Genomic DNA, 20,436 nt, shown 5'->3' with positions numbered 1-20,436 from the left:
CCATAATGGTTCCGTGCCCACCACCAGAAAGAACACCGCTCCGGCCACCACCACCCGGCGTCAGCGGCCGGCGAGCGGATCCGCCTCCGAGCGTCGCGACCACCTCGTGAAGCTCGCCGCGGAGCTGTTCGCCCGCAAGGGGTTCCAGGCCACCACCGTCCGCGAGATCGCCGACGAGGCCGGCATCCTGTCCGGCAGCCTCTACCACCACTTCGACTCCAAGGAGACCATCGTCGACGAGGTGCTCAGCACCTTCCTCGACGACCTGGTGGGGCGCTACCGCGGGGCGCTGGAGGCCGGGGGCAGCCCGCGCGAGGTGCTCTCCGAGATGGTGCGCATCGGCTTCTCCACGCTGGAGCCGCACCGCGCGGCCATCACCGTGATGCAGAACGACTGGAACTACCTGCGCTCCCTGCCCGGCGACCGCTTCGACTACCTGGTCAAGGTCGAGGAAGAGGTCGAGCGCATGTGGCTGGAGCAGATCAAGGCCGGCCAGGCCGCCGGGCAGTTCCGGCCCGACGTCGACCCCAAGCTCACCTACCGCATGATCCGCGACACCATCTGGGTCGCCGTGCGCTGGTTCCGTCCCGGCGGGCGGCTCAACACCACCGGGCTGGCCGAGCACTACATCACCATGCTCTTCGACGGCCTGGCCACCGGCGAGCGGACCTCCCAGCAGGCATGAGCGTCGTCGAGGCGGCTCGCGCCGCGCTCCGCCGGGTGGCCGAGCCGGAACGGGCGGCGTCCATGCAGGCGTACATGAAGTCCGACATGCCCTTCCTCGGCGTCCCGGCCGGGCCCCGGCGGGTGGCGCTCAAGGCCGCCTTCCTCGCGAACCGCCTCGACAGCGCGCCCGAGTGGCGGCGCGCGGTGCTGGAGCTGTGGCGCGAGGCGGAGTACCGCGAGGAGCGCTACGCGGCGATGGAGCTGGCCGGGTTCCGGCTCTACCGCGACTACCAAACGCTCTACACCGTGCCGATGTACGAGGAGATGATCGTCACCGGCGCCTGGTGGGACGTGGTCGACGAGCTCGCCACCCACCGCATCGGCGGGCTGCTGGCCGCCTTCCCCGACACGATGCGCTCGCTGATGCTGGAGTGGGCGCACGACAGCGACCTGTGGAAGCGCCGCACCGCGATCCTGTCCCAGAACCGGTTCAAGGACCGCACCGACACCGCGCTGCTCTACGCCTGCATCGAGCCGAGCCTGTCCGACCACGACTTCTTCGCCCGCAAGGCGATCGGCTGGGCGCTGCGCGAGTACGCCAAGGTCAACGCCCGCGAGGTGGTGCGGTACGTGCAGGCCAAGGGCATCAGCGGGCTGAGCCGGCGCGAGGCGCTCAAGAACGTCGCACCAGCCCCAGGATGAGGTACGGCACGGCCGCCAGGCAGAAGAGCTGCCACGACGCCAGCCACCCCGAGCCCAGCCCGTACCCGGCGTAGACCAGCACGACGACCGTTTCCGTGCCCAGCCCGGACAGCGAGGTGACCGTCGCGCGGGCGGTGTCGTCGATGCGGTCCTGGAGCCTGGTGTCGGCGGCCACGACCGCCCATCTGAAGATCCCGAACGCCACCGCGACCAGCGCGAACCCCGCCACCGTCCCCCAGCCGCCGACCCCGTCCGGGAACCCTGGCGCTGGCGTCGCCCTTCCGATCGTCACCGCACCCCCGGCCAGGCAGAGGGCCGCCACGATCAGGAGCGGCCGTTCGGCGCGCAGGCCGCGCCCGGCCAGCCAGCCGCCCGCCGTCTCCCCCGCGGTCACCACCGTGACCAGCAGAGCCGCACCGGCCGGGCTCGCGCCGCCCTCGACCGCCAGCAGCGGCAGGAACTCGTCGATCCCGGTGCACCCGTACACCGCCACCAGCAGCAGGAGCGCCCGCCGGACCCCCGGGCCACGCCGTACCTGTGCCACGCCCGAGCGCAGCACCTGCCGGAAGGTCGGCTCCTCCTCCGGCTCGCCCCGCGTCTCCGGCAGCGACCAGCCGGCCAGCGCCGTCAGCAGGGGGACCACCACGCTGGCCACCCCGAGCGCGACGTAGCCGCCCGCCTGCAGCACCGGCGCGGCCAGCGCGGAGGCGAGCATGATCGCGACCGTGCTCGCCACCTCGGCGCGGCCGATCACCCGGGCATAGGAGTCTTCAGCGCCGAGCCGGGCGAGCTCCTCGTAGACGAGCGCCTCCCAGGCCCCCGACCGCACCGCCCCGGCCGCGCCCCACAGCACGAAGCCCACGGCGAAGGCGGGATAGCTCGGCAGGAAGGTCCACAGCGCGTAACCGGCCCCGGCCAGCAGCGGCGACAGGGCCATCAGCTTGCGGCGGGAGAACAGGTCCGCCCACACGCCCGAGGGCAGTTCGAGCACGAACCCGGTGACCGACCAGATCACCAGCAGCGAGGAGATCTCGCCGGGCGACAGGCCGTGCGCCGCGAACAGCAGCGCGTAGACCGGGTAGACGAGGATGAAGTCCTCGAGGAACGCGTAGGCGTAGAGCCGGCGCGTCAGCCGATGTTCAGGTGTGGATCAATGTCGGCGTCTCATGCGCCTCAGCCTAGACGACCCTTTCGCGGCGAGGCGAGCGGATTTCGCGCGGGCCAGTCACCTGGTCGTGTCACCTGGTCCTGTCACCTGGTCGTGTCACCTGGTCCACAGGGAGTCCTGGACCGCCTGGACCAGCGCCATGAGCTCGGCCACCGGGCGGTCGGCGGACCAGGCGAGACCGTAGGTGAGGCGCAGGTCGGGCGGGTCGAGCGGGACGAACTCCACGTCGTCGCGCCGGATCGTGCGGGTGAGGAGCTGCGGCACCGGCAGCACGCCCGCGCCCGCCGCCACCAGGTCGAGCGCGGCGGCGAAGTCGTCGAGGTCGTCGGCGACCACGCGGTGCCGCCCGCCCCACCGGGCCGCCACCGCCGCCCACGCCCCGCCGACCGGGCGGTTGCGCGGCACCAGCAGCACGTCCCTGGCGCCGCGGCCCGGGTGGGCGGGCCTGGCGAGGCGGTCGAGGGCGACGTGGAAGCGCGCGCCGGTCACGAAGCCGGCCGGGGCCGGCACGGCCATCAGGGCGGCGGAGACCTCCCCCGCCTCCAGCGCGGCCGCGGCGGCCGCGCGGCCCGCCAGGCGCAGCTCGACCGTCACCGGCGGGGTACGGCCGGCCAACCGGCGGGCGGCCCGGGCGGCGAGCGGCCCGGCAAGGGGTGGATAAGCCAGATGGATGACCGGCCGGGCCAGCCGCTCGGCCTCGGCCTCGAAGGAGTCCATGGCGGCGAGCACCTGAAGGGCGTGCTCCAGGAGCGTCCTGCCCTGGGGTGTCAGCCGCACCGCGCGGGCGTTGCGCTCCAGCAGCCGCAGCCGCGTCGCCTTCTCCAGCCGGGTGACCGCCTGGCTGACGGCCGGCTGGGACAGGCCCAGGTCGGCGGCGGCACGGGAGAAGCTGCGCGCCTCGGCCACCCGGACGAAGCACTGCAGCTCGCGAAGCATAAGCAGCACGAATAGATGATGCACCACCGCGCCGGGACAGCAGAGGATGCCGGGCGACCGACCGATCGTCCCCTGGGGGTTTCTGATGCCGACTTTTCCGTCTTCGACAGTGCTGGGCTATCCGCGGATCGGCCCGGACCGCGAGCTGAAGCGGGCGCTGGAGTCCTACTGGGCGGGCCGCACGACCCGCGCCGACCTGGAGGCGACCGGCGCGGAGCTGCGTGCGGCGACCTGGCGGCGGCTGGCCGAGCTCGGCTTGGAAGGACTGCCGTCCGGCACCTTCTCCCTCTACGACCAGGTGCTCGACACCGCCGTGCTGCTCGGCGCGGTGCCGGAGCGCTACCAGGAGGCCGAGGACCCGTACTTCGCGATGGCCCGCGGCACCGACGGGCTCGCGCCGCTGCGGATGACCAAGTGGTTCGACACCAACTACCACTACCTCGTGCCCGAGCTCGGGCCGGCCTTCAAGCTGGACTCGGCCAAGGTGCTGGGCGAGGTGCGCGAGGCGCGGGCGCTGGGCTTCGAGACCCGGCCGGTGGTGCTGGGGCCGGTGACCTTCCTGCTGCTGGCCGGGGCGCTGGAGCGGCTGGAGGAGGTGCTCGGCTGCTACGAGGAGTTGCTGGCCGAACTGGCCGCCGAAGGGGTGGCGTGGGTGCAGCTCGACGAGCCCGCCCTGGTGGCCGACCGCAGCCCGGCCGAGCTGGAGGCGGTGCGGGCGGCCTACGACCGGCTCGGATCCGTTCCGGCGCGGCCGGCTTTGCTGGTGGCCGCCTACTTCGGGGACCTGGGCGAGGCGCTGCCCGTGCTGGCGGCGAGCCCGGTCGAGGGGCTGGCGCTCGACCTGGTGCGCGGGGCCGTGCCGCCGGAGCTGCCGGGGAAGGTGGTGCTGGCCGGGGTGGTGTCGGGGCGTGAGGTGTGGCGGACCGATCCCGCTCGGGCGCTCGGGGTGCTGCGGGCCGTACGGGCGGGGCAGGTGGTGGTGAGCACGTCGTGCTCGTTGCAGCACGTGCCCTACAGTCTGGCCGGGGAGGACGGGCTCGCGCCCGGGTTGCGGGCGCGGCTGGCGTTCGCCGAGGAGAAGGTGGGCGAGGTGGTCGAGCTGGCCCGTCTGCTGGCCACCGGCGACAACCCGCCCACGGTGCCCGGCCCGGCCCCCGCAGCCAGCCCGGCCCCCGGGTCCCCCACCTCCACCACTTCGACCACCTCCGCCGCTTCCCCCGCTTCCACCGCGTCCCCCACCTCCCCCGCTTCCACCGCCTCCCCCATCTCCGCCGCTTCCACCGTCTCCCCCGCTTCCACCGTCTCCCCCGCTTCCACCGTGGACGGTGCGCCCGCGCGCTCGCCGTACGCCGTGCGGGCGGCGGCGCAGGAGGCGCACCTCGGGCTGCCGCCGCTGGCCACCACCACGATCGGCTCCTTCCCGCAGACCGGCGAGCTGCGCGCCGCCCGCGCCGCCCTGGCCGCCGGGACGCTCACCGACGCCGACTACGACGCCCTGGTCGAGCGCGAGATCGAGCACGCCATCCGGGTGCAGGAACGCCTCGGCCTGGACGTGCTGGTCCACGGCGAGCCCGAACGCAACGACATGGTCCAGTACTTCGCCGAACACCTCGACGGCTTCGCCGTCACCCGCAACGGCTGGGTCCAGTCGTACGGCTCGCGCTGCACCCGCCCGCCGATCATCCACGGCGACGTGGCCCGCCCCCGGCCGATCACCGTCCGCTGGGCGCGCTACGCGCAGTCGCTCACCGAGCGGCCGGTGAAGGGCATGCTGACCGGCCCGGTCACCATCGTGGCCTGGTCGTTCGTCCGGACCGACCTGCCGTTGCGCGAGGTGACCCACCAGGTCGCCGAGGCGCTCGCCGGCGAGGTGGCCGACCTGCAGGACGCCGGCATCTCGATCATCCAGGTGGACGAGCCCGCCCTGCGCGAGCTCCTCCCGCTGCGCGCGGCGGCCCAGCAGGACTACCTCGCCTGGGCGGTGGCCGCCTACCGCCGGGCCACCGCCGTCGCCGCCGACCGCACCCAGATCCACACCCACCTGTGCTACTCCGACGCCGACCAGATCCTGGCCGCCGTCGACGGCCTCGACGCCGACGTGACCACCATCGAGTCGGCCCGCTCGGGGGCCCGCATCCTGGACGGCGTGGCCGGCTTCACCCGGGGCCTGGGGCCGGGCGTCTACGACATCCACTCCCCGCGCGTCCCGTCCGAGGCCGAGGTCGAGGCCCTGGTCGAGGCCGCGCTGGAGCGCGTGCCGGCCGGGCGGCTGTGGATCAACCCGGACTGCGGGCTGAAGACCCGCACCTACCCCCAGGTCGAAGCCGCGCTGACCACCCTGGTCACCGTGGCCCGGCGAGCCCGTGCCGGGCGCTGAACTCCTCGACGGTGATCCCGAACAGCAGGATGTCGTCGTAGCGCCCCCCGGCGTACCTCGACCTGCGCAGGCGGCCCTCCTCCACGAAGCCGAGCCGCCTGTGCAGGGCCTGGGAACCCTCGTTGACCCCGTACACCCGCACGTCGCACTTCTGGAAGCGCCGCTCGCCGAACATGTACCGCAGGAGCACGACGATGGCGTCGGCCGCATACCCCTTCCGCTGATGCGGCCGCCCCACCCCGACCCCGTAGGAGAACAGCCCGTGCTCGGGCTCCACCGAGGTCGTGTTGACCGTGCCGACCGGGGTGTTGTCCGCGAGCGTGGCGATGACCAGCTCGAAGACGTCCAGATCGGGATCGGTCTCGGCGAGTTCCTGCATCCGCCGCCTGGTCCGCTCGGCGGAGACCGGCGGGGCCAGCCGCCAGCCGTTGCGCTCGTCGTCGGTGTACTCGGCGTAGGCGGCGAAGGCCGTCCAGTCCTCGGGCTCGGCGGCGCGGAGCCGGACCAGGTGTCCCGTCCAGGCGGAGGTCATGGGCACACCCAAGCACCCGGGGGGCGGGCGGCCCAACTGGTTTAAAGCGCGGTCAGTCCTGGGCGGCGCGGGTGGACAGGGGGCGGCGGCGCTGGGCGGGGTCCTTGAGGGCGGGGCGCTGCCAGGCGCCGTCGGGCGGGTAGATGTCGGTGCCCGGCGGCACGATCTCGTCGATACGGTCGAGCGCCGCGTCGTCGAGGACCAGCGAGGCGCCCTTGAGCAGGCTCTGGAGCTGCTCCATCGTGCGCGGGCCGGTGATGACCGAGGTCACGGCCGGGTGCGCGGCGGCGAAGGCGACGGCGAGTTCGGGCAGGGTGCAGCCGATCTCGTCGGCCAGTTCGACGAGCTGCTCGACGATCTCCAGCTTGGCCGCGGTGAGCGGGTTGTCCGGGTCGAAGCGGAACGGCACGATCGTCGGGCGGCCGGTGCTGAGGTCGAGCGGCCGGCCCTTGCGGTAGCGGCCGGTGAGGAACCCGGAGCCGAGCGGGCTCCAGGTGAGCACGCCCATGCCGAGCCGCTGGGCGGTGGGCAGGATGTCCTTCTCGATGCCGCGCGCCAGGATGGAGTACGGCGGCTGCTCGGTGCGGAAGCGGTAGAGGCCGCGTCGCTCGGCCACGTGGTAGGCCTCGACGATGTCCTCGGCGGGGAAGGTCGAGCAGCCGAAGGCCCGGATCTTGCCCTGCCGTACCAGATCGGTGAGGACGGCGAGCGTCTCCTCGATGTCGGTGGTGGGGTCGGGCCGGTGGATCTGGTAGAGGTCGATCCAGTCGGTGTCCAGCCGGCGCAGGCTCTCCTCGACCTCGCGCACGATCCAGCGCCGCGAGTTGCCGCCGCGGTTGGGGCCCTCGCCCATCTGGAAGTGCACCTTGGTGGCCAGCACGACCTCGTCCCTGCGGCCCTTGAGCGCCTTGCCGACGATCACCTCGGACTCGCCCTGGGAGTACATGTCGGCGGTGTCGACGAAGTTCACCCCGTGGTCGAGGGCGGTGTGGATGATGCGGACGGCGTCCTCGTGGTCGGAGTTGCCGACCGCGCCGAACATCATGGCGCCGAGGCAGTGCACGCTGACCTCGATGCCCGTTCCGCCAAGCGTTCTGTAGCGCATTGTCATGCCCGCGACCCTAGGAGCTAGAGTCGGCTCTAGGTCAACTCCGGGGAGAGGATCCATGGGTCTGAGCATCGGGCAGGTCGCCGAGCGCACCGGGCTGAGCGTGCACACGCTCCGCTTCTACGAGAAGGAGGGCCTGTTCAGCCCGGTCGTGCGCGACGCGGGCGGGCGCCGGGTCTACGACGACGAGGATCTCGACTGGCTCCAGGTCTGCATCCGGCTGCGGGCCTCGGGCATGCCGTTGCCGGCGATCCGGCGCTACAACGAGCTGGTACGGCAGGGCCACGGCAACGAGGCCGAGCGCCTCGACCTGCTGCGCGAGCACCAGGAGCGGGTGCGCGAGCAGATCGGGGAGCTCTCGGCGTGCCTCGACCTGATCTCGAGGAAGGTCGGCGTCTACGAGGGCCGCCTGTCCGGCTGCAGCCTCGGCTGACCCTGCCCTCCTGAAACGGCCCTCCTGAAACGGCCCTCCTGAAACGGCCCTCCTGAAGCGGGGTCAGCGGCCCAGGAGGGTGACGACCTCTTCGGCCAGGGCGCCGGCGCTCTGCGGGTTCTGGCCGGTGGCCAGCCGGCCGTCCACCACGACCTGCGGCTGGAAGTCCGGCCCCGGCACGTGCGTGGCGCCCGCGGCGGCGAGCCGGTCGGCGAGCAGGAACGGCACGACCTCGGTCAGCCCCACGGCCGCCTCCTCGGCGTTGGTGAACCCGGCCACCCGCTTGCCCGCCACCAGGTGGCTCCCGTCGGACAGCGTGAGGTCCACCAGCGCCGCCGGCCCGTGGCAGACGGCGGCGACCACGCCCCCGTTCTCGTAGACCTCGCGCCCCGCCCGGGCGACGCCGGGGTCGGACGGGAAGTCCCACATGGTGCCGTGGCCTCCGGCGTAGAAGACCGCGTCGTAGGCGGCCGGGTCGAGGTCGGCCACCCGCGCGGTGGCGCTCAGGTCGAAGGTCTCGACGAACTCCCGCTGGACGGGGTCGTCGGCGTCGAAGCCGTCCTGCGGCGCCTCGCCGCCGGCGACGCTGGCCACGTCCACCTGGTAGCCGGCCTTGCGGAAGACCTCCCACGGATGGGCGGCCTCGGAGACGTAGAACCCGGTCGGCCGCTCGCCGCCCAGGTCGTCGTGGCTGGTCAGAACGATCAGGATGCGCTTGCTCATGCCTCGATGATGCCCCTCGCCCGCCATCGGCCGCCAATAGCGCGAGGCCGGGTCTGCCATCAGAATTCTGATATGACCCTTTCGCTTGACCTGCTGCGCAGCTTCCTGGCGGTGTACCGAACCGGCTCGATCACGGCGGCGGCCGAGACGCTCGGGCTGTCGCAGCCCGCGGTGACCGCCCAGGTCAAGGCCCTGGAGGCGGCTCTCGACCGGCCGCTGTTCGACCGGCTGCCGCGCGGCGTCGCGCCGACGGCCGCGGCCGACGAACTGGCGCGGCGGGTGGGCGGAGCCCTGGACACCCTCGGCGAGGTGATCGGCGGCGAGTTGCCGGCCGGCCGGACCGTGCTGCTCGGCGGCCCGGCCGAGCTGTGCTCGGAGGTGCTGGTGCCGAGGCTGGGCCCGCTGCTCGCGGAGGGCATCCGGCTGCGCCTGGTCTTCGGCCTGACCGACGACCTGCTGGGACGGCTGGCGGCCGGGCGGCTCGACCTGGTCGTCTCCACGATCCGGCCCCGGCTGCGCGGGGTGCGGGCCGAGCCGCTCTACGACGAGGAGTTCGTGCTCGTCGCCGCGCCGGGGCACGAGGACGGGCCGCTGATCGCCTACGCGGAGGATCTGCCGATCATCCGGCGCTACTGGCGCACGCTGTTCGGGACCCGGCCGTCGATGTCGGCCGCGCTCGTGGTGCCCGACCTGCGCGGGGTGCGCAACGCCGTACGGGCCGGGCTCGGGGTGTCGGTGCTGCCCTCCTACCTGTGCCGCGAGGATCTCGCCGCCGGGCGCCTGGTGGCCGTGCGTGAGCCGGAGCTCGCGCCGATCAACACCGGCTACCTGGCCATCCGTTCGGGTGCGCGCGCCGACCCGGCGGTTGGGCGCGCCTTCGACTTCCTCCTGACCTCGCTGCGCGACGTCACTTGAGCGCCCCCGCGGTGAGCCCGGACTGGATCTGCCGCTGGAAGATCGTGTAGATGACCAGCATCGGCAGGATGGCCAGGGTCAGCGCGGCGAACAACGCCGACCAGTCCTGGTCGTAGCCGGCCGCGGTGGAGATGTCGGCGATGCCCTGGGTCAGCACCCACTTGTCGCGGTCCTGGAGCAGCACCAGCGGCTTCTGGTACTGGTTCCACTGCCCGAGCACGTTGAAGATGGTGATGCTGACCAGGCCGGGCCGCGCCATCGGGAGCATGATCTGGAAGAAGATCCGGGTGTGCGAGGCCCCGTCCACCATCGCCGCCTCGGCCACGGCCGTGGGCAGGCCGCGGAAGAAGGCGGCCAGGAAGAAGATCGTGAACGGCAGCGAGTAGGCGATGTAGACCAGCACCAGCCCCGCGTGCGTGTTCAGCCCGATGAACGGCACCCACTGCCCGAGGTTCTGCACCACGAAGAAGAGCGGCGTCAGCGCCAGGTAGATCGGGAACGCGAGCCCCGACACGAACAGCAGGTAGATCGCCCGGTTGCCGCGGAAGGGATAGCGCGCCAGGACGTAGGCGGCCATCGCCCCGAGCACCATCGTGCCCGCGACGCCGAAGAAGACGACGATCACGCTGTTGAGCATGTACTGCCCGATCTGCGCCTGCTCCCAGGCCCGGGCGAAGTTGTCCCAGCGCAGCGTGGCCGGCAGCGACCAGGCGTCGCCGAAGATCTCGTCCTCGCTCTTGACCGAGGCCAGGAAGGCCCAGATCAGCGGGATGATCACCAGCAGCGCCCACACCGCCAGGGCCAGGTGCGACAGGATCGACCAGGGTGTGCGCCGCATCAGAACTCGATCCGTTCCCGCCGCGACAACCGCAGCGACAGTACGGCGAAGCCGAGGACGAAGAAGAACATCACCACACCCAGCGCCGAGGCGTAACCGAAGCGGAAGTACTGGAAGGCGTTGCGGTAGATCTCCGCGGCCATCACCGTGGTGGAGAAGTCGGGCCCGCCGTGCTGGTCGGTCATCACCCAGACGATGGCGAACGCGTCCAGCGCCAGGATGCCGAGGTAGACCCACGCCACCTGCACGGTGTCGCGCAGCAGCGGCAGCGTGATGCGGAAGAACAGCGCCACCCGCCCGGCCCCGTCGATCTGCGCCGCCTCGAACAGCTCGCGCGGCACCGAGGCCAGCCCGGCGGAGAAGAGCACCACGTAGAAGCCGACCGCCTGCCAGATCAGCACGCCCAGCACCGACCACAGCGCGATGGACGGGTTGGACAGGAAGCCGACCGGCCGCAGGCCCAGCTCCATCAGCGGCCCGTTGATCATGCCGCCCGCGTCCGGTCGGAAGACCTGGGCGAACAGCACGGCGACGATGGTCACCGCCAGGACCTGCGGGAAGAAGAACAGCACCCGGTAGACCTTCGACCCCCACACGCCGCCCACCCCGGCCTTCCCGCCGACGTTCAGCAGGAAGGCGAAGACCAGCGCGATGGCGATGGTGATGAGCGGCAGCAGGAGCAGCAGCAGGCCGTTGTGCAGGGCCGCCTTCCAGAAGACGGTGTCGTCCAGCAGGCGGCGGAAGTTCTCCAGCCCGATGAACTGCGGGTTGGCGCTGACCCCCCGCCAGTTCGTCATCGAGATGTAGAACGCCTGGGCGTACGGCGCGATGACGTAGACCAGGTAGAGGGTCACCGGGGTGACCAGGAAGGAGAAGATGAACAGCCGACGCCTCATGTGCGGCGGAACTTCTTGATCGCCGAGTCCTTCTTGAGCTCGTCGGCCTTGGCCTGGATGCGCTCCAGGTACTTCTCCGGGGTGATGCCGCCGCTCATGAGCTGGCCGGTGGCGGCGACCGCCTCGTCCTTGAGCTGCAGGTACCACGACTGCCAGCGGTAGTAGACGGTGTTGGTCCCGGCGGCGGCGAAGGCGGCCGAGGCGCTCTTGACGCCGGGCGACAGGTCCAGGCCCTCGCCCGCGCCCTTGACCACCGAGACCGTGGCGACCATCTTGCTGAAGTCGCCGGCCGCCTTCTTGGAGAGCATCGCGCGCAGGTACTCCACGCCGCCCTGGGTGTTGGCCGCCTTGGCGGGGACGATGTAGTTCTCGCCGGGCTGGGTGTGGAGCGTGCCGTACGGCATCTTGTCGGAGCCGGTGACGTCGGGGACGGGGAACATGCCGTAGGCGAAGTCGGGCGGGGTGGTGGACTTCTGCTCGTTCTCCAGCCAGGAGCCGGAGGGCAGCATCGCGACCTGGTACTTGTTCTGGGCGGTCTGGGTCTGCACGTGGTCGAGGCCGGCGGTGCCCTCCATCAGGTACTTGGCGCCGACCTCGGCCCAGCGGGTGGCCGACTCCAGCATGGCCGGGGCCTTCCAGGCGCCGTCCTCCAGGTTGTCGATGTTCACCAGGACCTCGTTGCCGCCGATCTTGGCGGCCATGGTCAGCAAGGTCTCGTAGAGGTACTGGGCGTGCTTGCCGGCGTAGGTGAAGGGCGCCATCTTGCCGGACTTCTTGATCGTCTCGCAGAGCTGGAGGAACTCCTCCCAGGTCTTGGGCACCTGCCAGCCGTTGTCGGTGAAGGCCTTCTGCGAGTACCAGATGCCGAAGATGTAGTTGACGTAGCCGAGGACGGAGAACTTGCCGTCGTAGGTGCCGATGTCGATCACCGCCGGGTCGAGCGTGTCGCGCACCTTCACCGCCTGGTCGTCCCAGCTCGGCATCTCCAGCAGCGGGGTCAGGTCGAGGAGCTGGCCGTCCTGCGCCAGCGCGCCGAAGTCCATGGCGTTGGCTCCGGAGTTGTCGATGACGTCCGGTGGGTTGCCGCCAGCGAAGCGTGGCTGCAGGACCTTGGTGATCTCCTTGGTGAAGTTGTGCTTGACCTGCACGTCGGGGAACTTGCTCTTGAACAGCGGCTGGTGGATGTCGGTGGCGTACTGGTGGCCGAAGCCGCCGTCGAAGATCCACACTTCCAGCGACTTGGCCGCGCCCGGGGCGCTGGCCGCCGGGGTCTGCTGCGCCGCGGGGGTGGCGCAGGCGGCCAGGGCCCCCGCTGCGGGGATGAGGGCTGCGGCGCGGAGCAACTCACGTCGGGTGACGGGCATCTGGGGGCTACCTCTCGATTCGGTGACTCTCCACTGCTCGGATGGTGCGTTCGAAGGCGCGGTTGGTGCGCTCGAAGGTGCGCTGGGCCGCGGCGACGTAGACGGCGTCGAGGACGAAGAGCTGGGAGTGCACCGCCGCCAGCCCGCCCAGCCGGAAGGTCGTCTCGCGGGAGGCGGTGGTCAGCAGCAGGTCGGCGAGCTCGGCCAGCGGGGAGCGGGCGAAGGAGGTCACCGCGACCGTGGTGGCGCCCTGGCTGCCCGCCTCGGCCAGCGCCTCGATCACCTCGCGGGTGCGGCCCCGGTGGCTGATGCCGATCGCCACGTCGCCCTCGCCGAGCAGCGCGGCCTCCGACAGCGCCTGGTGGGCGTCGCCGGTGCTCCAGCAGGGCAGCCCGATGCGGCGCAGCCTGCCCTCCAGCATCCGGGCGACGTCGCTGCTGGTGGAGACGCCGACGAGGAGCACGGCGCGGGCGGCGATGACGGCCTCGGCGACCTTGGCGACGACGGCCGGGTCGAGCTGGGCGGCGGTGTCCTGGATCAGCCGCGCGTCGGCGGCGGCCATCACCTCGATGGCGTCGGCGAGCGGGTCGTCGGGCCCGATCTCGTGGCCCATGCCCGCGCCCCACCCGGCCTGCGCGGCCCGGCCGGTCTCGGTGGCGAGGGCGACCCGCAGGTCGGCGTAGCCGGTGAAGCCGAAGGCGCGGCAGAACCTGGTGACGGTCGCCGGGGAACTGCCCGCCCGCTCGGCGAGCGCGATGATCGTGGAGCGCGCGGCCTCGGCCGGATCCTCCAGGACCGCCTCGCCGACACGGCGCAGCGCCTCCGGAAGTCCGGGGAGTTCGGTCTCGATCCGGCCCAGCGCACCAGGGGTCACGGAAATTTCCTTCCGAACAACCAACCTTGCGGCGAAAATTATTCTTGCAAGTCGGTCACGTCAAGACCCAGAATCGGTCCGTGACAAAACCGTTCGTCGTCGGCGTGGACGCCGGTGCCACCTCCACCCGGGTCGCCGTGCACGCCCTGGACGGCACCAGGCTCGGGTACGGCACCGCCGGCCCCGGCAACCCCTCGGCGCACGGCGTGGACAAGGCGGCCGGCGCGGTCCGCGAGGCGCTCACGATCGCGCTCGGCGACCTCGACCCGGACGCGGTGCGCGGCTCGGTGGCCGGAGTGGCCGGCCAGTCCCCCGCCTTCGCCCAGGCGCTGGCCGACCTGTGGCACGCCACCGGGCTGCCGATCGCGCCCACGATGGTCAAGGACGTGCCCATCGCCTACGCGGCCGGCACCGGCAGCCCCGACGGCTCGCTGCTGCTGTCCGGCACCGGCGCGGTGGCCGCGCGTTTCGCCGGCCACGAGGTCGAGGCCATCGCCGACGGGCTCGGCTGGCTGCTCGGCGACGCCGGGTCCGGCTTCTGGATCGGCCGCGCCGGAGCCAAGGCCGCCGTCGAGGCGCTCGACCGCGACGAGCCCGAGGGCGAGCTGGTCGCCCTGGTCTGCGCGCACTTCCTCGGCGAGGAGTCCTGGCCCACCGCCCGGTTGCGGGCCGACCGGATCGTGCGGCTGGCGCAGGCCGACCACATGCGGCTGGCCGCGGTCTCCCGGCTGGTCGGCAAGGCCGCCGAGAACGGCGACCGGGCGGCCACGGCGATCGTCGAGGAGGCGGCGCGCGAGCTGGTCGCGACGGTCGGCCGGGTGCACCGGGGCGGGCCGATCGTGCTGGCCGGGAGCGTGCTGACCAACGAGGGTCCGGTACGGCGGGCCGTACTGGAGCGGCTCGGGGAGCTGGCCGAGCGGGTGGAGACCGCGCGGGACGGCGCGGGCGCGGCGGCCTGGACGGCGGCCCGGCTCCTGGACCCCACCGCCCCCCACGCCCCCTTCACCCGCGGCTGACCGCCCGAAAAGGGACCCACCCGGACACGAAGGCGGGGATACCGAGGGGGACACCAAGGCGGCGGGTCACCCTGGGCGGCGGCCTCCCGTGGTTCAGCCGAGCCGGTTGGCCCGCTTCCTGAACTGCTCGAACTTCCGCTCCGCGTCCCCCAGATACAGCCAAGGCCACTCGGTCACCCGATCACCGATCATCTCGAAGCGCGCCTTCGCCGCGGTCCACTCGTCGGCCAGCCCGAAAGCCATGGCGAAGGTGTTGTCCACGGTCCCCCACCCCGGATCACGCCTGGCCCCCGCCGCCCGCCCCTCGGCCGCCCGCAGCTCGGCCCGGACCTCCTCGCTCTCCAGCGCCCCGCCGTCGTCCCCGCCCAGCCAGGACTCGATGTGCGCGACCGCGACCAGATGCGCGAGCGAATCGGGACCGCTGCGCGCGAAGGCGAACATCTCCTCCTCACTCCCGAACCATTTGCCGCATTTGTACTGCAACATCTGCTCGTGCGCCTCACGGTGCTCGGGAAAGCGCGAGATCACCCCCTGGAAACGCCGCTGGGCTTCCGCCGCGCCGACCTGGCGCCCCCGCGCCGAGGTGACCAGCGCGGCCCAGGCCGTGGTGTCGTCCGGGTCGCGCTCGACCACCTCGTCCAGGCAGTCCTCGGCGATCTTCAGCCGGCGGTGGAACTCGCGGAACTGCTCCATGGCGGTGTGCTCGGCGGTGGCCGCGCCACGCGCCTCCCACGCGTGGCGCACCCCGTGCACGCCCTTGAGCAGCAAGGGCAGCGTGGAGCCCGGCTCCGCGGCGATCCAGCCGTCGATCCAGTCCTGGACGCCCGGCACCTCGGCGCAGATCCCGGCGTAGTAGGCGCGGTCGTCGGGGTGGTGCACGGAGGCGAACAGCTCGCGTACCGCCGCCACGTCCTGCTTGGACATCGCCTCGGCGAGCAGGACCGCGTTGGGGTCGCCGCCCAGCGGATCGATCTTTAATTTCTTCTTCCAGAATGCCATCGGAATACCCCCAGTCGGCAATTTCGGGTGCACAACCTATCAAGCGCGTTGTAGCTTCAAGCGCTGAAATTTCGCCATTTATGCGGACGAACGGACCCCCTCATGCGTGCCGCCGTTTCTCTCGCCCTTCTCGCCGGCTTCCTCCTCGTGGCCGTGGCCATGCTCGGCGGCGCCGTCGCCCTCGCCATGTGGCTGGCCTCGGCCACGACCGGGATCATCGCCGTCAAGCTCACCTGGCCGATCGGCCTCGCCGTGGTCGGCGGCGTGGGCGGCGCGCTGTGGCAGGCGCTGCGCACCAGGCCCAGCCGTCCCGAGGGCCTGCCGGTCGGCCCGGAGCAGGCGCCCGAGTTGTGGCAGACCGTCCGGGAGCTGGCCGCCGCGGTGGGCACCCGGCCGCCGGACCGGATCCACCTGATCCCCGACGCCAACGCCGCCGTCACCGAGGACACCCGGCTGTTCGGCCTGGTGGGCGGGGAGCGGCACCTGTACGTGGGGCTGCCGCTGCTGCACACCTTCACCGTCGCCCAGCTCCGCGCGGTCCTCGCGCACGAGCTCGGCCACTACTCCAACAGCCACACCCGCCTGGGCGCGGTCGCCTACCGCGGCCGCCTGGCCATCGGCGGCACGCTGGCGCGCATCGGCCCGTACAACGTGGCCGGCTGGGTCTTCAAGGGCTACGCCCGGCTCTACCTGCTCGCCGACAACGCCGTCTCCCGCCGCCAGGAGTTCCAGGCGGACGAGGCATCGGTACGGCTGGCCGGCCCGCAGGCGGCACGCAGCGCGCTGCTGGAGATCCCGGTGCTGGACGCCGCGTGGTCGTTCTTCCAGCACGCCTACCTCACCCTGGGTTGGCAGCACGGCTACGCCCCCGACGACCTGTTCGCCGGTTTCGCCGCCTTCGTCAAGGCCCGGGAGAGCGAGCTCGCCGAACTGCGCGCCGCGCCGCCGGAGGAGGAGGACGGCTCGCTCTGGGACACCCATCCCCCGATGCCGGTCCGGATCGCCGCCCTCGCCGCGCTGCCCGAGCCGCAGGTCGAGGTGGACGAGCGGCCCGCCACCCGGCTGCTGCCGGACCTGGCCGGGGCCGGGCGGGCCCTGCAGGCGCAGGTGCTGGACCTGGACGGCCGCACGGTCCTGCCCTGGCCGCAGTTCACCGCCGCCGCGCTCGCCGCCGACCTGCAGGACGACGCCGACACGATCTTCCGCAGCATCCGCCGGGTCACCGGGGCCGAGCGGCTCTCGCTGGCCGACGTGCTCGACCTGATCGAGGCGGGGCGGCTGGCCGAGATCGCGCAGCCGCTCTTCCCCACCGCCACCCGGCGCGAGGTCGGGGGCCGGTTCGCCGAGCCGCTGGAGACGTTGCTCCTGCTGGCCGCGGTCCGGTCTCGCGTCACCGGGTGGGCGCACTCGTGGTCCGGCCCCGCCGTACTGAAGCCGGACGTGAGCGAGATCCTGGCCAAGGTGGCCGAGGCGGCGGTCGGCGACGGGCTGGCCGACGCGCGGGCCTGGCTGGCCGAGAACGGCATCGACCCGGCGGCGGCGACGATGGTCGCCGGCCGGGCCGGGGCGCTCGGGTCGGCGATCGTGGCCGGGCTGGCCAACTTCAAGATCGACGGGGCGGAGTACGACGTCGTCGCACTCAGCTCCGGGCTCGTCCTCATCCCCGACCCCGGCAAGTCGGACAAGGGCGCGCGGCGGCTGCAGGCCCTGGTCGCCGCGTCCGAGGCCGAGGAACTGGCCGCCGCCCACCGCTTCCTGCCCTACGAGGAGATCGCGCAGGCCACGGTCGAGCGCGAGGTGCCGGTCAAGGCCACGCTGCGGCTGCACGACGGGCAGGTGCTGGCGGTGCAGGAGCGCATGGCCAGCGAGTTCCTGGCCAAGGACAGCCGCGACGTCTTCCTCGGCATCCTGCGCGGCATCGGCTGAGCCTCAGCCCTTGACCGCGCCCGCGGTCATGCCCACCCCCACCCGGCGCTGCAGGAAGAGGAAGAGCACCAGCGCCGGCAGGGCGAACAGGGTCGCCGCGGCCATGGTGGCGCCCCAGTCGGTGCCGAAGACGTCGCGGAAGGAGGACAGCCAGACCGGCAGCGTGCGGTTGGCCTCGTCCTTGATGATCAGCACGTTGACGAAGGCGAACTCGTTCCACGCGGTGATGAAGCCGAACAGCGAGGTCGCCATCAGCCCCGGCGCGAGCAGCGGGAAGACGATCCGGCGGAAGGCCTCCGCCCGGGTGCAGCCGTCGACCAGCGCGGCCTCCTCCAGCTCGGCGGGGATGGCGGCGAGGAAGCCGCGCAGGGTCACCACGGTGAACGGCAACGTGATCATGAAGTAGACGCCGGTGAGCATCAGCAGCGAGTCCAGCAGCCCGGTGTCGCGGGCGATGATGAACATCGGCACCAGCAACGCCTCCCAGGGCGCCATCTGCGCGGCGAACACCGCGACGATGAACGGCCCCCGGCCGCGCCAGCGCATCCGCGAGACCGCGAAGGCGGCCAGCAACGCCACGACCAGCGCGAGCAGGACGGCTCCCGCGGTGACCAGCAGGCTGTTGGCCCAGAAGCGCCAGAAGCCGTCGGCGGCCATGGCGGTCTCGAAGTGCTGGAGCGTCGGGCGCAGCGGCAGCAGCGACGGCGTCTCGGCCTGGATCTCCTTGGTCGGCTTGAAGGCGGTGCTGACCATCCAGTAGACCGGGAAGATCATCACCACGAAGGTGGCCGCCGCGGCGGTGTTGAGCAGGACCCTTCTCACTGGGCCGCCTCCTGCCTGAGCATCCGCCGCAGGTTGGCGACCAGCGCGGCGGCGAGGACGAGGACGGTGAGCATGGCCACCGCCGAGCCGAGGTCGTAGCGGTGCAGCACCCGCGCCACCTTGAAGGCGTAGACGGGCAGAGTGGTGGTGGCGCCGTCCGGGCCGCCCTGGCTGAGCACCCAGATCTGCGGGAAGCACTTGGCCACCCAGATCACCTCCAGCGAGGTGATCAGCGCGAACAGCGGCCGCAGGACGGGGAAAGTGATCTTCCAGAAGATCTGCCGGCTGGTGCCGCCGTCGATCCTGGCCGACTCGTACAGCTCGGCCGGGATCGTGGTGAGCCCGGCGTAGAGCGTCAGCGCGACGAACGGGATCGACTGCCACACGACCAGCACCACCAGCACCGCGAAGGTGGCCACCGGGTCGGCGAACCAGGCGAAGCCGCGGGTGCCGAGCAGCCAGTTGACGATGCCGAGCTCCGACTGGAACAGCCACTGGAAGATCGTCGTCGCGGCGATCACCGGGGTGGCCCAGGCCAGGGCGAGCGCGGACATCAGCAGCAGCCGCGCGCGTCGTCCCAGCCTGGCCAGCATCAGCCCCACGCCCGTGCCCAGGGCCACGATCAGCCCCACGTTGATCACGGTCCACACCGCCGTGCGCAGCAGCACCTCCCAGAACTCCGTCTTGGCCAGCAGCTCGCGGTAGTTCGCGAGTCCGACGAACTCGGCGCCGCCGCGGATCAGCTCGCCCATCCGGAAGTGCTGGACGGACAGGACGGCGGCCTTGAGCAGCGGATAGAGCAGGAGGAAGACGCCCGCGGCGACGGCCGGCGCGATGAGCAGGTAGGGCCAGAGGTTCGCCCGCCTGGTGCTCACGAGCCGCTGTTGAGGGTCTCGGTGATGGTCTTGGAGACCTTCGCCGCCTCGGCGGCCGGGTCGCCGCCGGTGAGGACCGCGGTCATGTACTGCTTGATCACCGCGGTGGCTTCGACGGCGGCCCAGGCCGGGGTGTTGGGGGTGGCCCGGCCGTTGGCCGCGCCGGCCGCCATCGCGGCGGTGCCCTCGTCACCGGCCAGCACGCCGGCCAGGGAGGTGCGGTTGGGCACGAAGCTCATCGCCTTGGCCAGGGCGGTCTGGAACTTCTCCCCGGCCAGCGCCTTGACCACCTCGTAGGCGGCCTCGGGGTGCCGGGAGGCCTCGGGGATGATCAGGTCGGAGCCGCCGGTGAACACCGCGCCCGGCTTGTCGGCCGTCTTCCCCGGGATGGTGAAATATCCGATCTTGTCCTTCATCCCGGGCTCGACCTCCAGCACCCGGGCGGCGATGCCCGGCACCGCGATGATCTGCGCCACCTTGCCCTGGGCGAAGACCTCGTGCTGGGGCGGGTTGGCCTCGTCGGCGTCCTTGGGGCCCTTCCCGAGCGCCTGGAGCTCGCGGTAGAAGGCCATCCCGGCCAGCGCCTCGGGGGTGTCGAGCGCGCCGGCCCAGCTCTCGCCCCGCTTGACGGCCAGGTCGCCGCCCTCGTCCCAGATGAAGCCGGCCAGCGCGTACCAGGTCTGGCCGGTCAGGTAGATGCCCTGGTTGCCGCCCTTGTTGAGCTTGGCGGTGGCGGCCAGCCACTCCGCGCGGGTCTTCGGCACCGGGGTGTCGCCCCAGAGCTCCTTGTTGTAGACGACCACCCGGTTGGCGGCGTACCAGGGGATGCCGTACTGCTTGCCGTCGATGTTGCCCGGCTGGGCGAGGCCAGGCAGCCAGTCGGCGCCCCCGAGGTCGGCGACCTTGCTCGTGAGGTCGCGGACGCCGCCGCTGGCGGAGTACTGGGCGACCTGGGTGTTGCCGACCTCGATCACGTCGGGGGCGTCGGTGCTGGCCAGGGCGGCGGTGACCCGCTCGCCGATGCCGTCCCACGCCTGGATCTGCAGGTCGAGGTCGATGCCGGGGTGCGCGGTCTCGTAGTCCTTCTCGAAGGAGGCGAGCAGGTCCTTGGTGACGCTGCCGTCCATGATCCACACGACCAGCTTGGCCGGCGCGGCGGACGGGGCGGAGGAGGCGGCGGGTTGCTGGGCGGTGCCGCAGGCGGCCAGAAGAGGCAGAGCCAGCGCGATCTTCAACAGGTTTCTGGGCATGGCGAAGCTCCGTGGG

Annotated in this window: 20 protein-coding genes; 7 read left to right on the top strand and 13 right to left on the bottom strand. The window is 72.1% G+C overall.

The window, feature by feature from the left end; translation table 11 throughout:
* Positions 1–13: 13 nt before the first annotated feature.
* The gene (locus ACIBG7_RS06680) at positions 14–685 is read left to right on the top strand and encodes a TetR/AcrR family transcriptional regulator (RefSeq protein WP_357932803.1); all 672 of its coding nucleotides are present in this window, start codon (positions 14–16) and stop codon (positions 683–685) included.
* Complete coding sequence (locus tag ACIBG7_RS06675; protein WP_357932806.1) at positions 682–1,368, top strand: DNA alkylation repair protein; 687 nt, start codon at positions 682–684, stop codon at positions 1,366–1,368. Before ACIBG7_RS06680 ends, ACIBG7_RS06675 begins: the two co-directional genes overlap by 4 nt.
* Here the strand turns inward: ACIBG7_RS06675 and ACIBG7_RS06670 are convergent.
* A complete protein-coding gene (locus ACIBG7_RS06670; RefSeq protein WP_397335940.1) occupies positions 1,340–2,458 on the bottom strand; it encodes an MFS transporter in 1,119 nt (372 codons plus the stop codon). The two genes, ACIBG7_RS06675 and ACIBG7_RS06670, sit on opposite strands and share 29 nt — an antisense overlap.
* 174 nt (positions 2,459–2,632) lie before the next feature.
* Positions 2,633–3,472, bottom strand: coding sequence for a LysR family transcriptional regulator (locus ACIBG7_RS06665; protein ID WP_397335939.1), 840 nt, complete (start codon positions 3,470–3,472; stop codon positions 2,633–2,635).
* An 85-nt stretch (positions 3,473–3,557) separates the two neighbouring features.
* Here ACIBG7_RS06665 and metE point away from each other — a divergent pair, with 85 nt between their 5' ends.
* Positions 3,558–5,849 carry a 5-methyltetrahydropteroyltriglutamate--homocysteine S-methyltransferase gene (gene metE / locus ACIBG7_RS06660; RefSeq protein WP_397335433.1) on the top strand — a complete coding sequence of 764 codons (2,292 nt, stop codon included), beginning with the start codon at positions 3,558–3,560 and terminating at the stop codon, positions 5,847–5,849.
* On the opposite strand, the gene ACIBG7_RS06655 is transcribed toward metE, so the two are convergent.
* Positions 5,815–6,381 carry a GNAT family protein gene (locus ACIBG7_RS06655; RefSeq protein ID WP_357932811.1) on the bottom strand — a complete coding sequence of 189 codons (567 nt, stop codon included), beginning with the start codon at positions 6,379–6,381 and terminating at the stop codon, positions 5,815–5,817. The genes metE and ACIBG7_RS06655 overlap by 35 nt on opposite strands.
* A gap of 52 nt (positions 6,382–6,433) precedes the next feature.
* Complete coding sequence (locus tag ACIBG7_RS06650; RefSeq protein WP_357932814.1) at positions 6,434–7,492, bottom strand: aldo/keto reductase; 1,059 nt, start codon at positions 7,490–7,492, stop codon at positions 6,434–6,436.
* 55 nt (positions 7,493–7,547) lie between these two features.
* Here ACIBG7_RS06650 and ACIBG7_RS06645 point away from each other — a divergent pair, with 55 nt between their 5' ends.
* Complete coding sequence (locus ACIBG7_RS06645; protein WP_357932816.1) at positions 7,548–7,922, top strand: MerR family transcriptional regulator; 375 nt, start codon at positions 7,548–7,550, stop codon at positions 7,920–7,922.
* A 63-nt stretch (positions 7,923–7,985) separates the two neighbouring features.
* Here ACIBG7_RS06645 and ACIBG7_RS06640 read toward each other — a convergent pair whose 3' ends face one another.
* Complete coding sequence (locus ACIBG7_RS06640; RefSeq protein WP_397335432.1) at positions 7,986–8,645, bottom strand: type 1 glutamine amidotransferase domain-containing protein; 660 nt, start codon at positions 8,643–8,645, stop codon at positions 7,986–7,988.
* A 72-nt stretch (positions 8,646–8,717) separates the two neighbouring features.
* Here ACIBG7_RS06640 and ACIBG7_RS06635 point away from each other — a divergent pair, with 72 nt between their 5' ends.
* Positions 8,718–9,560: a LysR family transcriptional regulator gene (locus tag ACIBG7_RS06635; RefSeq protein WP_397335431.1), complete on the top strand. Its 843-nt coding sequence runs from the start codon at positions 8,718–8,720 to the stop codon at positions 9,558–9,560.
* Here ACIBG7_RS06635 and ACIBG7_RS06630 read toward each other — a convergent pair.
* The 4 genes from ACIBG7_RS06630 to ACIBG7_RS06615 are packed head-to-tail and all read right to left on the bottom strand — an operon-like array spanning position 9,553 to position 13,532.
* The gene (locus ACIBG7_RS06630; RefSeq protein WP_397335430.1) at positions 9,553–10,398 is read right to left on the bottom strand and encodes a carbohydrate ABC transporter permease; all 846 of its coding nucleotides are present in this window, start codon (positions 10,396–10,398) and stop codon (positions 9,553–9,555) included. The two genes, ACIBG7_RS06635 and ACIBG7_RS06630, sit on opposite strands and share 8 nt — an antisense overlap.
* Positions 10,398–11,294, bottom strand: a complete 897-nt coding sequence (locus ACIBG7_RS06625; RefSeq protein WP_357932827.1) for a sugar ABC transporter permease — start codon at positions 11,292–11,294, stop codon at positions 10,398–10,400. The genes ACIBG7_RS06630 and ACIBG7_RS06625 overlap by 1 nt, the downstream gene beginning before the upstream one ends.
* Positions 11,291–12,658: an N-acetylglucosamine/diacetylchitobiose ABC transporter substrate-binding protein gene (ngcE, locus tag ACIBG7_RS06620; protein WP_357932830.1), complete on the bottom strand. Its 1,368-nt coding sequence runs from the start codon at positions 12,656–12,658 to the stop codon at positions 11,291–11,293. The genes ACIBG7_RS06625 and ngcE overlap by 4 nt, the downstream gene beginning before the upstream one ends.
* A 7-nt stretch (positions 12,659–12,665) precedes the next feature.
* Entirely contained in the window at positions 12,666–13,532 is an 867-nt protein-coding gene (locus ACIBG7_RS06615) for a MurR/RpiR family transcriptional regulator (RefSeq protein ID WP_357932833.1), read from the bottom strand.
* A gap of 80 nt (positions 13,533–13,612) precedes the next feature.
* Here ACIBG7_RS06615 and ACIBG7_RS06610 point away from each other — a divergent pair, with 80 nt between their 5' ends.
* On the top strand, positions 13,613–14,548 hold the full coding sequence (locus ACIBG7_RS06610) for an N-acetylglucosamine kinase (RefSeq protein WP_397335429.1): 936 nt from the start codon (positions 13,613–13,615) through the stop codon (positions 14,546–14,548).
* Between the two features lie 93 nt (positions 14,549–14,641).
* Here the strand turns inward: ACIBG7_RS06610 and ACIBG7_RS06605 are convergent, their stop codons facing one another.
* Positions 14,642–15,547, bottom strand: a complete 906-nt coding sequence (locus ACIBG7_RS06605; protein WP_397335428.1) for a hypothetical protein — start codon at positions 15,545–15,547, stop codon at positions 14,642–14,644.
* Positions 15,548–15,649: 102 nt separating this feature from the next.
* On the opposite strand from ACIBG7_RS06605, the gene ACIBG7_RS06600 reads away from it, so the two are divergent.
* Positions 15,650–17,473 (top strand): M48 family metallopeptidase, encoded by a 1,824-nt coding sequence (locus ACIBG7_RS06600; RefSeq protein ID WP_397335427.1) that lies wholly within the window; start codon positions 15,650–15,652, stop codon positions 17,471–17,473.
* A gap of 3 nt (positions 17,474–17,476) precedes the next feature.
* On the opposite strand, the gene ACIBG7_RS06595 is transcribed toward ACIBG7_RS06600, so the two are convergent.
* The 3 genes from ACIBG7_RS06595 to ACIBG7_RS06585 are packed head-to-tail and all read right to left on the bottom strand — an operon-like array spanning position 17,477 to position 20,420.
* Positions 17,477–18,295, bottom strand: a complete 819-nt coding sequence (locus tag ACIBG7_RS06595) for a carbohydrate ABC transporter permease (protein WP_357932844.1) — start codon at positions 18,293–18,295, stop codon at positions 17,477–17,479.
* Entirely contained in the window at positions 18,292–19,170 is an 879-nt protein-coding gene (locus ACIBG7_RS06590) for a sugar ABC transporter permease (protein WP_357932846.1), read from the bottom strand. The genes ACIBG7_RS06595 and ACIBG7_RS06590 overlap by 4 nt, the downstream gene beginning before the upstream one ends.
* Entirely contained in the window at positions 19,167–20,420 is a 1,254-nt protein-coding gene (locus ACIBG7_RS06585; protein ID WP_397335426.1) for an extracellular solute-binding protein, read from the bottom strand. Before ACIBG7_RS06585 ends, ACIBG7_RS06590 begins: the two co-directional genes overlap by 4 nt.
* Positions 20,421–20,436 lie beyond the last annotated feature (16 nt).

It is taken from the genome of Nonomuraea sp. NPDC050328 (genome assembly GCF_044459405.1).
Taxonomy (GTDB): domain Bacteria; phylum Actinomycetota; class Actinomycetes; order Streptosporangiales; family Streptosporangiaceae; genus Nonomuraea.
Note: the sequence above shows the minus strand (reverse complement) of the source record. Positions and strands in the feature narration are given on the sequence as shown.